The following is a 12,370-nucleotide window of genomic DNA, read 5'->3' as shown; positions in this document are numbered from 1 at the left end:
CCCTTCGAAACGAAGATCGCATCGCCGCCTACGAGGCGCGACGCGAGTCCTGGAAGCCCCGGACGCTCCCCGTTCCGGACGCTCCCACGAAGTGAGGCCGCACCGTATGACTCTCCTAGGCGACGCATCCATCGCAGGCGGACGCAAAGAGGAGGAGGGCGAGATCATCTCGATCCGGGGCGGCCGTCCGCTCTCCGGTCGCGTTGAGGTGAAGGGCGCCAAGAACCTCGTCACCAAGGCGATGGTGGCGTCTCTTCTCGGTGAGAGCCCGAGCATCCTGCGCGACGTGCCCGAGATCAGCGACGTCGCCGTCGTGCGCTCTCTTCTCGAGGTGCATGGCGTGCGCGTCGAAGACGGTGTCGAGCCGGGCTCGCTCGTGCTCGATCCCCGTGACGTCGAGTCTGCGCACTTCGAGGAGATCGACGCCCACGCCGGCGCGTCGCGTATCCCGATCCTGTTCTGCGGCCCCCTGCTGCACCGCCTGGGGCAGGCGTTCATCCCCGATCTCGGCGGATGCCGCATCGGCGACCGGCCGATCGACTTCCACCTCGACGCGCTGCGCAAGTTCGGCGCGGTGGTCGAGAAGCTGCCGAGCGGCATCCGACTCTCGGCGCCGCAGGGCCTGCGCGGTGCCAGCATCCACCTGCCCTACCCGAGCGTCGGCGCGACGGAGCAGGTACTGCTGACGGCAGTGCGCGCGAAGGGCGTCACGGAGCTGCGCAACGCTGCGATCGAGCCCGAGATCATGGACCTGATCGCCGTGCTGCAGAAGATGGGCGCGATCATCTCCTACGAGCCCAACCGGGTCATCTTCATCGAGGGCGTCGATCGGCTCAAGGGCTACGACCACCGCGCGATCTTCGATCGCAACGAGGCCGCGAGCTGGGCCAGCGCGGCGATCGCGACCGACGGCGAGATCTTCGTCGCCGGTGCACGCCAGCAGGAGATGCTGACCTTCCTCAACGTGCTGCGGAAGGTCGGCGCCGATTTCGACGTGCAGGAGGACGGGATCCTCTTCCGGCGAGACGGCGAGCTCCGGCCCGTTGTCGTCGAGACCGATGTGCACCCCGGCTTCATGACCGACTGGCAGCAGCCCCTGATCGTCGCACTCACCCAGGCGTCGGGCCGCTCGGTCGTGCACGAGACGGTGTACGAGAACCGCTTCGGCTTCACTCAGGCGCTCGTGAAGATGGGCGCGGACATCGTCGTGCACCCCCACGGACTGCAGGAGGGCGTGCGTCGCGTGGCGCGCCGCGCGCTCGAGCAGGCCGCCGTCATCACCGGTCCGACCGCATTGCGGGGTGCCGACATCACCGTCCCTGATCTGCGCGGCGGGTACAGCCACGTGATCGCGGCGCTGACCGCCGAAGGGGAGTCGATCGTGCGCAACGTCGGGATCATCCGGCGTGGATACCCCGACTTCTTCGCCAAGCTGCGCGCACTCGGCGCCGACTTCGACGTCATCGGCTGAGCCGTGTCGACCACGTCGCGCAAGAGACGCGCATCGCCCGAGAAGTCGCGGCCCAGCGTCTGGTGGCTGCTCGCCGCGATCATCGTGCCCATCGTCGGCCTCATCGCGCGCATCGAGATCGAGGGCGAGGAGAACCTTCCGGAGGAGGGCTCCTACGTCGTCGCGCCGAACCACATGAGCGAGATCGATCCCTTGATCGTCGCAGTCGCCGTGTGGCGCATCGGACGCGCCCCGCGCTTCCTCGCCAAGGAGAGTCTGTTCCGCGTGCCGGTTCTCGGCTGGGCGTTGCGTGTCACCGGCATGGTGCCCGTCGCACGTGAGTCGACGGCCGCCGCGGCGAGTTCGACGGTGGCCTCCGCACGACGCCTCGTTGCTTCAGGTCACGGCGTGATCGTGTACCCCGAGGGAACCCTCACCCGCGACCCCGACTTGTGGCCGATGCGGGGCAAGACCGGGGCCGCGCGCCTCGCGCTCGCGGGGGACATCCCCCTGATCCCGGTCGCGCACTGGGGCTCGCAGCGCATCCTCCCTCGATACGGGAAGCTCTCGCTCTGGCCGCCGAGAAAGCGCGTGCGCATCGTGTTCGGACCGGCACTGGACCTCTCCGCTCATGTCGGTCACGGCAAGGAGCAGAGCACGCTTGTGGCGGTGACGGCCGAGGTGATGCAGGGAATCACGTCGCTGGAGGAGACGCTGCGCAGTGAGAAGGCTCCGGCCGAGCGCTGGAACCCCTCCGCGCACGGCCAGAAGGAGACGGGTCGCCTTGACTCGTAGAGGCGAGCCCGAGCTCCCTCGCGTCGCCGTCATCGGCGCCGGCAGCTGGGGGACCACGTTCGGCAAGATTCTGGCCGACGGCGGGGCCCAGGTCGGCATGTGGGCTCGTCGGCGCGAGCTCGCCGATGAGATCACGAGGGCCAAGCGCAACAGTCAGTACCTGCCCGGCATCAATCTGCCGCGTACGATGTGGGCCTCCGATGACCTCCATGCGGTTCTCGACGGTGCCGAGCTCGTGTTCCTCTCGGTTCCCAGCCAGGCCCTCCGCCACAACCTCAAGGGTCTGCGACCCATCCTCTCCCGCACCGACCAGCCGGTGATCTCGCTGATGAAGGGTGTCGAGAAGCGCACGAATCTGCGCATGAGCGAGGTCATCGAGCAGGAGCTGCGCTGCGATCCCGACCGAATCGCCGTCGCATCGGGCCCCAATCTCGCGCTCGAGATCGCCCGTGAGCAGCCGACCGCGGCGGTCATCTCCTCGACGAGTCAGGAGACGGCGGAGCTCGTGGCCCGCCGCGCGCGCAATCACTACTTCCGCACATTCGTGAACACCGATGTGATCGGCACCGAGTTCGGTGGTGTGCTCAAGAACCTCATCGCCGTCGCGATCGGCATCGTCGACGGCGTCGGCTACGGCGAGAACACCAAGGCGTCGATCATCACGCGAGGTCTCGTCGAGATGACCGACTTCGCCGTCGCCATGGGCGCGCGCGCCGAGACACTGCAGGGGCTCGCCGGACTCGGCGATCTGATAGCCACATGCCAGTCGCCCCTGAGTCGCAACAACACGGCGGGGCGCCTGCTGGGGCAGGGCTACAGCTTCCAGGATGTCGTCAAGCAGATGCAGCAGACCGCGGAGGGCCTCGCCTCGGTGACGCCCGTGCTCACCCTCGCACGCGAGCACGACGTGCAGATGCCGATCGTGGAGCAGGTCAAGATGGTGCTCGACGGCGACCTCGATCCCCGTCAGATCGCTCCGCACCTGACCACCGACGACGACACCCCCCAAGGGGAGAGGACGCAGAATGGACAAGCCGGTCGTAGTGGTTCTGTTTGGGGGAAGATCCAGCGAGCACTCGATCAGCTCCGCAACAGCGGGGGGNNGCGTTCGTGCTCGAGGACGACGATCCCGGCAAATTCGCGCTCGATCCCGCGCACCTGCCCGAGGTGGTCGACAACGGCACCCGCATTCTGTGGCCCGAGCCCGCGGGACGCCGGTCGCTGCGGGTGCGTCGCGCGGACGGCGAGATCGCGGACCTCGGCGAGGTGGATGTGATCCTGCCGATCCTTCACGGCGCGCACGGTGAGGACGGCACGATCCAGGGCTTCTTCGACACGCTCGAGATCCCCTACGCGGGCGGCGGCGTGCTCGACTCCGCGGTCTGCATGGACAAGCACTTCATGAAGGTGGCGCTCGCGGCAGCCGGGGTGCCGGTATCCCCGGGAATCACCGTGCGCGAGTCGGAGTGGCGCGCCGACCCGGGCGTGGTCGCCACACGGCTGACCGAGGCATCCTTTCCGTGGTTCGTGAAGCCCGCTCGAGCCGGCTCGAGCGTCGGTGTGTCCAAGGTGCACGGGCTCGACGAGCTCGACGCCGCTCTGCGGGTCGCGTTCGCCGAAGACGACAAGGTGCTCGTCGAGCAGGGCATCGTCGGGCGCGAGGTCGAGGTGGGGGTGCTCGAAGGGCGAGCGGATGTCGCCCCTCGCGCGTCGCTCGTCGGGGAGATCGTGCTGCGCGACCGCGAGTTCTACGACTTCGAGGGGAAGTATCTCGGCGGCGACGGCGTCGACGTGGTGTGCCCGGCTGATCTCACGGCCGGGGAGGTGTCCTCGCTGCAGGAGATGGCGCTGCGCGCGTTCGCCGCGGTCGACGGGCGTGGTCTCGCCCGGGTCGACTTCTTCTTGACCGACGATGGCCCGGTGGTCAACGAGCTCAACACGATGCCCGGATTCACGCCGATCTCGATGTTCCCGAAGTGCTGGATCGCGTCGGGCCTGAGCTACGCGGACCTGATCTCGGAGCTCGTCGACACCGCTCTGGAGCGGGTCGTCCGCGCCTGAGTCTCAGGGGGTCGGCGCCGCAGTCGCTCCGCCGTGAGCGGTGCACTCGGATGTCACCGTCGTGTACGCCGAGATGAGCGGGCCGAGCGCAGTGAGGGCGTCGATGCTCGACACTCCGCCCGTGGGGTCGGTGTCGATGTAGAGCTGCACCGCGGGCACCCGCCCGAAGGTCGTGACGAGTGTGCGCGGTGCGTCGGTGTCATCGACGAGCCAGTCGACGCCGTCGACCGTGCGGCACGGCATCGTTGTCGCGCCGGGCGGGGTCACACCGCACGTGAAGAGCACAGCAGCGGGGTCCCCCCATGCTGCGGTGGCCTGCGCGGTGGTCCACCGGCGCTCCTTGCCGACGAGGTCGGATGGCAGACGCACCGAGATGTCGGCGCAGGCTGACGCGCCGGAGTTCGGAGCGGGCTGCAGCGCGACGGTGCTGGCGCAGCCGGTGAGCACGAGGCATCCGGCCGCCGTCGCGGCGAGGAGGGCGCGCGACATCCGACTCATCCGTCCAGGCTAGCGACTCGCACCTGTCCCGCCGCCGAGTAGCGTGGGGGGATGCCGCAGCACGACGCCGATCCGACGGTCGCCGCCCTGTCGGAGGGCGAGGTGCTCGCAGCGATCCTCGCGGAGGTGGGCGCGTCGCGCGCGGAGGTCGGCCCCGGCGACGATGCCGCCGTGATCGCGGCTCCCTCGGGTCGGATGGTCGCCACTGTCGACACGCTGGTGCACGGACCCGACTTCCGGCTCGCATGGACGAGCGGGTTCGACCTGGGCTGGAAGGCGGCGGCCGTCAATCTCGCGGATGTCGCGGCGATGGGAGCGACCCCGACGGCCCTGCTCGTGGCGCTCGCGATGCCCGACCACACTCGCCTGTCGTTCGTGACCGACGTGGCCCGGGGGTTGCGTGCGGCGTGTGATGCGCTGGCGCCCGGCTGCTCGGTGGAGGGCGGGGATCTGACCGTCTCCGACACGCTGACCGTGGCGGTGACCGCTCTCGGCATACCGGTGACGACGCCGGTGACCCGCGCCGGGGCGAGGGTCGGCGACGTCGTGGCGATCGCCGGGGAGCTCGGCCGTGCGGCGGCGGGGCTCGACATCCTGTTCACTCGGTTCCGTGACGACGCCGGGCAGCCGGTTCCGGTGGTGGACGCGCGCCTCTCGCCCGTGGATCACGAGCTCGTCGTCGCGCAGCTGCGCCCCTCGCCGCCCATCGGGGCGGGGGTGATCGCCGCGCGCGCCGGAGCCACGGCGATGATGGACGTCTCCGACGGGCTCGCCCTCGATGCATCGCGACTGGCCCGCGCCTCCGGCGTCACTATCGATCTGGATGCCGCGGCCCTCGGCCCGGACAGAGAGCGTGCGCTCGGCGGCGGCGAGGACCACGCGCTGCTGGCGACGTATCCCGCGGGCGCTGCGGTGCCGGCTCCGTTCCGTCCCATCGGAGTCGTGCGACCGGCCGGTGATATCGCCCTGCGGCTCGACGGCGAGCCCGTCACCCGGCCTCCCGGCTGGGATCCGTACCGCGACTGGGATTCCGCGCGGGGCTAGGCGGTGCCCGGTTCGTCGCCGTCGTCGGGTTCGATCCACCACAGGGTCGTGTCGCCGTAGCGCCGATCGCGGAACACGCGCAGGCCCGGCGGCAGGAGGGGCTCGGGGGAGCGGGCGTCCCGCTCGACGACGACGACGGCGTGCGTCGCAAGGTGCGGGATCAGCAGCGTCAGCACCCGGGTGATCTCCTGCTCGTCGACCGCGTAGGGCGGGTCGATCAGGGCGAGGTCGATGTCGTCCGAGAACCCGCGCAGGAACGCCTCGACGGCGGCGCGGTGCACGCGCACGGTCGCGGCGGGCACGGCTCGGCGTACCCGCGCGGCGTTGCGCTCGGCGACCACAGCGGCCCGCGGCGCCTTCTCGACGAGATCGGCGCGGTGGGCACCGCGACTGATCGCTTCGAGGCCGAGCGCACCGGAGCCTGCGTAGAGGTCGAGCACGCGCGCGCCGCGCAGGGCATCGGCCGACTCCAGCGCGCCGAACAGCGATTCGCGCACACGGTCGCTCGTCGGCCGCGTGCCGGCGTCGGGCACCTCGAGGGTGAGGGAGCCGGCCGCTCCCGCGATGATCCGGGTCACCGTCCCACGATAGCGACGGGCCTGTCGGCGGCCCGCCCTAGACTCGCAGCATGCCGCCGCTGCGTCTCGATTCGCCGCTCGGCGATGTGCTCGACGACAAGGTCGCGAAGGCGCTGACGAAGGCCTTCGGCATGGCCCGCGTCGGTGATCTGCTGGCGCATTACCCGCGGCGCTACGCGCTGCGGGGCGAACTGACGCCCATCGCCTCGTTGACGGTCGGTGAGCAGGTGTCGATCGTCGCGGAGATCGTGTCGGTCGCCGAGAGGCGGATGCACAACCGCCGCGGCTCGCTGCTCGAGGTCGTGATCTCCGATGGCGAGGGACAGCTCTCCCTCACGTTCTTCAATCAGTCCTGGCGGATGGGTGAGCTGCGACGTGGTCGGCGGGGAATGTTCTCGGGCAAGGTGGGGGAGTTCCGCGGCGGCAAGCAGTTCGCGCACCCCGACTACCAGCTCTTCGACGATCTGGAGACCGCGGCCCAGACCGCGCAGGCGCTGGCGAGCCGTCCGATTCCGGTGTACCCGGCGACGGCCGCCGTGGCGACCTGGACGATCGCCAAGGCCGTCGAAGGGGCGCTCGACGGTCTCGGTGAGGTCGACGACCCGCTCCCCGACGACCTGCGGCGCCGTCACGCCCTGCTTCCCGCTCGCACGGCGCTCGAGCACATCCATCGGCCGTCGGTGATCGACGATGTCGCCCCCGCGCAGCAGACGCTGCGGATGCAAGAGGCCCTCGTGCTCCAAGCGGGGCTCCTTCAGCAACGAGCGGCGGTGGCGGCGTTGCACGCACGACCACGCCCTGCCGGCGAGCTGCGGGAATCCTTCGACGCCCGGCTCACCTTTGCGCTCACCGACGATCAGGCCTCGGTCGGAGAGCAGATCGCCGCAGACCTCGTCGCCGAGCGGCCGATGAACCGGCTCGTGCAGGGCGAGGTCGGGTCCGGGAAGACCCTCATCGCGCTGCGCGCGATGCTGCAGGTCGCCGAGTCCGGCGGGCAGGCGGCGCTCATCGCACCGACCGAGGTGCTCGCCGCCCAGCATCTGCGATCGATCGCCGCGATGCTCGGACCCGACCTGTCCGCAAAGCTCATCCCGACGCTGCTGACTGGTCAGATGCCGGCGGCCGACCGTCGCCGGGCGGCGCTGCGGGTGGCATCCGGTCAGTCGCTCATCGTCGTGGGCACGCACGCCCTGTTGAGCGCCACGACGACGTTCGCCGACCTCGCCCTCGTCGTCGTCGACGAGCAGCACCGGTTCGGGGTCGAGCAGCGCGACGCCCTGCGCGCGAAGGGCACCGCCCCGCATGTGCTCGTGCTCACCGCCACCCCGATCCCGCGCACCGTCGCGATGACGGTCTTCGGAGACCTCGACGTCTCAACGATCCGCACCCTGCCTCCCGGCCGCGCCGGCATCGAGAGCTTCGTCGCGCCGCTCGCCGAGAAGCCGAGCTGGTTCGGCCGGGTGTGGGATCGCGCTGCCGAGGAGGTCGCGGCCGGCCGCCAGGTGTTCGTCGTGTGTGCCGCGATCGACGTGGACGTCGACGAACCGGGCGACGCGCCGTCGGCGACGGATGCCGCAGCCTCCCGACCGACCTGGGGAGTCGCCCAGGTGGCGACCCTCCTGTCGCAGCTCCCGCGATTCGCTCAGGTGCGCATCGAGATCTTGCACGGGCGCATGCCGAGCGACGAGAAGGATGCCGTCATGCGCCGCGTCGCCGCGGGCGAGGTCGACCTGCTCATCGCGACGACGGTGATCGAGGTCGGGGTCGACGTGCCGAACGCGTCGACGATGATCGTGCTCGATGCCGACCGTTTCGGCGTCTCGCAGCTGCACCAGCTGCGAGGCCGGGTAGGTCGCGGTTCGGTGCCGGGGCTGTGCCTCCTCGTGACGGAGGCGGCTGTCGGCAGCCCGGCGCGCGAGCGGGTGGAGGCGGTGGCCGCCACCCTCGACGGCTTCGTCCTCGCCGAGGTCGACCTCGAGCTGCGGGGCGAGGGAGATGTGCTCGGCGCAGCGCAGTCCGGCGCGCGCAGCTCGCTGCGCCTGCTGCGGGTCGTCGCCGACGCCGATCTGATCGCGGAGGCGCGGGACGAGGCATCCGTACTGCTGGCGGACGATCCGCAGCTGACGGCGCACCCTGGTCTGCGGGATGCGATCGAGCGGCGGCTCGACGACGACACGCGCGCGGCCCTCGGCAAGAACTGACTCGGGGCCGGCTCGCGTGACGCGCCCGACTAGGCTGGCCGCGTGAGCAATCGGATCGCCGTCGTTCCCGGATCGTTCGATCCGCCCACCCTCGGTCACCTCGACGTCATCCGTCGGGCCGCCGCGCTGTACGACGAGATCCACGTGCTGGTGGTCCACAACCCCGGCAAAGAGGCAATGCTGCCCATCGCTCAGCGTCTGAGCCTCCTCGAGCAGTCGATCGCCGAGGCCGAGGTGCCGGGCAAGATCACCGTCGCGTCGTGGAGTGTCGGGCTCCTCGTCGACTACGCCACCGACGTGGGCGCGGGAGTGCTCGTCAAGGGCATCCGTTCCCAGGTGGATGTCGCCTACGAGACGCCCATGGCGATCGTGAACCGTCACCTCGCCGGTATCGAAACCGTCTTCCTCCTCCCCGACCCCTCCCATGCGCTCGTGTCGAGTTCTCTGGTGCGTCAGGTCGCGGGGCTCGGCGGCGATGTCTCGCCGTACGTTCCGGCCCCGGTGGCGCGGTTCCTCGACACCGGCGCGCGCGGCATCTGACCGGCCCCGCGCGTTCCCTGCCGGGCTAGGATTCCGGGGTGAGGAACTCCCGGCCCGGCCCCTTCAGCCTGAACGTCCGCGATATCGTGCGCCGTCCCGGCGAGATGCGCGAGCACTCGATCGACGTGCCGCTCGCCGAGAAGTGGGGCGAGGGTCTCGTGGCCGTCCCGTCGGGTTCGGCCGTCGAGCTCGATGTGCGGCTGGAGTCGGTGCACGAGGGGATTCTCGCCACCGGCGACGTGCACGCCGACTACGAAGGCATCTGCGGCAGATGCCTCACCGAGATCGCCGCGCCCGTCGATGTCGAGTTCCAGGAGCTTTTCGCGTATCCTGGAGAGGAAGCGAACGACTTCGAGGTTCAAGACGACCACGTGGATCTTGAAACTGTGGTCAGGGATGCCATCGTCCTCTCGCTTCCGTTCCAGCCGGTGTGCCGGCCAGAGTGCCCCGGTCTCGACCCCGAGACCGGCGAGCTTCTGGACGAGCAGAGCGGCGCGACATCCGGTGAGGCCCTCGATCCACGCTGGGCGGCACTGGAGAAGTTCGCAGCGGAACAGAACGATGAGTCCGGCGAGTCCGGGCGGACACCCCAGAACTCCTAGAACGAAAAGGAAGACCCATGGCAGGTAACCCTCCGAAGCGCAAGGTCTCGCGCTCGAACACCCGCTCGCGCCGCGCGCAGTGGAAGGCCGAAGCGCCCGCGCTGGTCAAGACCATCGAGAACGGCAAGGTTGTCTACAGCCGCCCCCACCAGGCGAAGGTCGTCACCGACTCGCAGGGCACCGAGCTGTTCCTCGAGTACAAGGGCCGCAAGGTCGCAGACATCTGAGACCCGCTCGGTGAGCGACGTCTCCGCGGACACCTCCGCACTCCTCCGCAAGCTCGGGGTCGACATCGACCCCGAGCTTGCGGCATTGGCCCTGACGCATCGGTCGTACGCGTACGAGCACGGGCAGATCCCGCACAACGAGCGCCTCGAGTTCCTCGGCGACTCGGTGCTGGGGCAGGCCGTGACAGTGAAGCTCTATCGCGAGAATCCCGATCTCGACGAAGGGGCGCTCGCCAAGCGACGCGCGAGCGTCGTCTCCACGGTTGCCCTGGCCGAGACCGCGAGGCGGGTCGGCATCGGCGAATATGTGCGCCTTGGCCGAGGCGAAGAGCTCACCGGCGGGCGGGACAAGGACTCCATCCTCGCGGACACGACGGAGGCGCTCATCGGCGCCACCTATCTCTCGGCGGGAGCCGACGCGGCGACCGGCCTCGTGCTGCGGCTCATCGAGCCGCTCCTGGCCGACCCCGACCGCTACGGCGCGGCGATCGACCCGAAGACGAGCCTGCAAGAGCTCGCCGCACGGCTCGGTCGCCCGGCACCGACCTACTCGGTGGCCTCCGACGGACCCGACCATGCGCGGGTGTTCACCGCGCGTGTCGCCGTCGGTGACGTCGCCGGCAGCGGGTCGGGCACGAGCAAGAAGCACGCGGAGATGGCCGCCGCCCTCGCCGCGTGGAACACGCTGTCCGGGCGTGCCTGAGCTTCCCGAGGTCGAGGTCGTGCGCGCGGGTCTCGCGCCCGCCGTCACCGGTGCCCGCGTTGTCAGCGTCACGGTGCTCGACGACCGTGCCCTGACGCGCCACCGGGGCGCGGCATCCGATTTCGAGAGCGCCCTCACCGGTCGTGTGCTCACCGGTGTGGTGCGCCGAGGCAAGTTCCTCTGGCTGCCGATCGAGACGGATGCCGCAGCCCGGGCGGTCGTCGGTCATCTTGGTATGAGCGGCCAGCTGCTGCTGCGCGCGCCCGGCGCGCCGGCGGAGCGTCACGAACGCGTGCGCATCGAGCTCGCCCACCCGCGGCACGGAGAGCTCGCGGTGGTGTTCGCCGACCAGCGCACATTCGGGTCGCTCGCGATCGACGAGCTCGTGCCGACGATCGACGGTGCCGCGGGAGGATTCGGCTCGGACGTGCCGCTGGTACCGGTGCAGGCCGCGCACATCGCGCGCGATCCGCTCGACCCCGCGTTCGACGAGGCGTTGTTCCGGCGTCGGGTGGGGGCATCCGTGTCGGCCGTGAAGCGCGTACTGCTCGATCAGACGACCGTCAGCGGGATCGGCAACATCTACGCCGACGAGTCGCTGTGGGCGGCGCGCGTGCACCCGGAGACTCCGGCCCGGGCGCTCGCTACGCGCACCGTCACCCGCCTTCTCGACGAGGTGCGTGTGGTGCTCGAGCGTGCTCTCGCCGAGGGCGGCACGAGCTTCGACGCGCAGTACGTGAACGTCAACGGGCAGGCCGGCTACTTCGCCCACTCGCTGCGGGCCTATGGCCGCACCGGCCAGCCGTGCCCGCGCTGCGGCACGCCGATTCTGCGGGTGAGCTTCACCAACCGGTCGAGCCACTTCTGCCCGCGGTGCCAGCGGCGCCGCAGCGCACGCTGACACCGCGTCGGGTCACTCCAGGTCTCGCCGCCACGCGCCGATGTAGGCGGCCGGCGTGAATCCGAGGGTCTCGTTGATCGAGAGCATCGGCCGGTTCTCCTCCGCGTTGAAGGTGAGGAGCCGGGGCGAGTCGGGCACGAGCTCCCGCCAGCGTCGCAGTCCTGCGCACTTCACGAGCATGCCGAGCCGATGTCCCCGGTGCTCCGAGAGCACGAGCGTGTCCATCTGGGAGGAGGCGAGCGTCGGATCGGTGCGGCTGGCGAGCTCGTTGAAGGCGCAGAGTCGTCCGGATGCGACATGGCGGGCGGCCGTCACGAGCACGCGCTCCCCGCTGTCGAGGTAGCGCTGCTCCATACGGCGCACGCGGTCCGCGTCCCACACCTCCTCGTCGACCTCCATGTCACCGACGGGCGTGTCCGTCGACATGCGCGACTTCATCCAGGCGTAGTCGAGCGTGAACTCCTCGGGCGTCGGATACTCCCACTGCACGACCTCGTAGCCGACAGCGAACTCGGCCGCCGCCGCGGCCGCGGCGACCACCACGGAGGCGTCGGCATGCAGGTCGAACACGCTCTTGCGTTCGACCTGGCCGAGCACATAGCCGCGACCCTCGAGGAAACGAGCGGTGTGATCACGGGGGATGCGGCCGAACCCGGTGGGTGACGCGAGGTGTTCGCCGGATGCCGCGGGGTGCTCGGCGAACGTCTGCATCACCGTGCGGCCCAGTTCGCGCGCGGTGCGTTCGGCGAGGTCGAACCCCGCCGTTCCGA

Annotated in this window: 13 protein-coding genes and 1 pseudogene; 11 read left to right on the top strand and 3 right to left on the bottom strand. The window is 70.2% G+C overall.

What is annotated here, in order from left to right; translation table 11 throughout:
* Positions 1-106: 106 nt before the first annotated feature.
* The 4 genes and pseudogenes from murA to ASG00_RS03550 all read left to right on the top strand — a co-directional run.
* A complete protein-coding gene (murA, locus tag ASG00_RS03565) occupies positions 107-1,471 on the top strand; it encodes a UDP-N-acetylglucosamine 1-carboxyvinyltransferase (RefSeq protein WP_045248460.1) in 1,365 nt (454 codons plus the stop codon).
* A 3-nt stretch (positions 1,472-1,474) separates the two neighbouring features.
* Entirely contained in the window at positions 1,475-2,245 is a 771-nt protein-coding gene (locus ASG00_RS03560; RefSeq protein WP_056206952.1) for a lysophospholipid acyltransferase family protein, read from the top strand.
* Positions 2,235-3,347 (top strand): annotated as a pseudogene (locus ASG00_RS03555) (NAD(P)H-dependent glycerol-3-phosphate dehydrogenase); the annotation flags it as partial. The gene ASG00_RS03560 and the pseudogene ASG00_RS03555, both read left to right, overlap by 11 nt.
* Before the next feature lie 2 nt (positions 3,348-3,349).
* A partial coding sequence (locus tag ASG00_RS03550) for a D-alanine--D-alanine ligase family protein (RefSeq protein WP_235559116.1) occupies positions 3,350-4,306 on the top strand: 957 nt, incomplete at its 5' end.
* Positions 4,307-4,309: 3 nt separating this feature from the next.
* On the opposite strand, the gene ASG00_RS03545 is transcribed toward ASG00_RS03550, so the two are convergent.
* Positions 4,310-4,804, bottom strand: coding sequence for a DUF3515 family protein (locus tag ASG00_RS03545; RefSeq protein WP_045248456.1), 495 nt, complete (start codon positions 4,802-4,804; stop codon positions 4,310-4,312).
* 51 nt (positions 4,805-4,855) lie between these two features.
* Between ASG00_RS03545 and thiL the strand changes: the two genes are divergently transcribed.
* The gene (thiL, locus tag ASG00_RS03540; RefSeq protein WP_056206949.1) at positions 4,856-5,848 is read left to right on the top strand and encodes a thiamine-phosphate kinase; all 993 of its coding nucleotides are present in this window, start codon (positions 4,856-4,858) and stop codon (positions 5,846-5,848) included.
* Here the strand turns inward: thiL and ASG00_RS03535 are convergent.
* Positions 5,845-6,426: an RsmD family RNA methyltransferase gene (locus tag ASG00_RS03535; protein WP_056206948.1), complete on the bottom strand. Its 582-nt coding sequence runs from the start codon at positions 6,424-6,426 to the stop codon at positions 5,845-5,847. The genes thiL and ASG00_RS03535 overlap by 4 nt on opposite strands.
* A gap of 50 nt (positions 6,427-6,476) precedes the next feature.
* Here ASG00_RS03535 and ASG00_RS03530 point away from each other — a divergent pair, with 50 nt between their 5' ends.
* The 6 genes from ASG00_RS03530 (at position 6,477) to mutM (ending at position 11,600) form a co-directional block, all read left to right on the top strand.
* Complete coding sequence (locus ASG00_RS03530; protein WP_056206946.1) at positions 6,477-8,627, top strand: ATP-dependent DNA helicase RecG; 2,151 nt, start codon at positions 6,477-6,479, stop codon at positions 8,625-8,627.
* A 42-nt stretch (positions 8,628-8,669) separates the two neighbouring features.
* A complete protein-coding gene (coaD, locus tag ASG00_RS03525) occupies positions 8,670-9,167 on the top strand; it encodes a pantetheine-phosphate adenylyltransferase (protein ID WP_045248452.1) in 498 nt (165 codons plus the stop codon).
* A 104-nt stretch (positions 9,168-9,271) separates the two neighbouring features.
* Positions 9,272-9,769, top strand: coding sequence for a YceD family protein (locus tag ASG00_RS03520; RefSeq protein WP_045248562.1), 498 nt, complete (start codon positions 9,272-9,274; stop codon positions 9,767-9,769).
* Between the two features lie 17 nt (positions 9,770-9,786).
* Complete coding sequence (gene rpmF, locus ASG00_RS03515) at positions 9,787-9,996, top strand: 50S ribosomal protein L32 (protein WP_045248451.1); 210 nt, start codon at positions 9,787-9,789, stop codon at positions 9,994-9,996.
* Between the two features lie 10 nt (positions 9,997-10,006).
* Positions 10,007-10,699, top strand: a complete 693-nt coding sequence (gene rnc, locus ASG00_RS03510) for a ribonuclease III (RefSeq protein WP_045248450.1) — start codon at positions 10,007-10,009, stop codon at positions 10,697-10,699.
* The gene (mutM, locus tag ASG00_RS03505) at positions 10,692-11,600 is read left to right on the top strand and encodes a bifunctional DNA-formamidopyrimidine glycosylase/DNA-(apurinic or apyrimidinic site) lyase (protein ID WP_056206944.1); all 909 of its coding nucleotides are present in this window, start codon (positions 10,692-10,694) and stop codon (positions 11,598-11,600) included. The genes rnc and mutM overlap by 8 nt, the downstream gene beginning before the upstream one ends.
* Positions 11,601-11,612: 12 nt before the next feature.
* On the opposite strand, the gene ASG00_RS03500 is transcribed toward mutM, so the two are convergent.
* Positions 11,613-12,370: GNAT family N-acetyltransferase (locus ASG00_RS03500; RefSeq protein WP_235559115.1), on the bottom strand; the 758-nt coding region annotated here is incomplete at its 5' end.

This window comes from Microbacterium sp. Leaf351, assembly GCF_001423825.1.
In the GTDB taxonomy this organism is placed as follows: Bacteria; Actinomycetota; Actinomycetes; order Actinomycetales; family Microbacteriaceae; genus Microbacterium; species Microbacterium ginsengisoli.
Note: the sequence above shows the minus strand (reverse complement) of the source record. Positions and strands in the feature narration are given on the sequence as shown.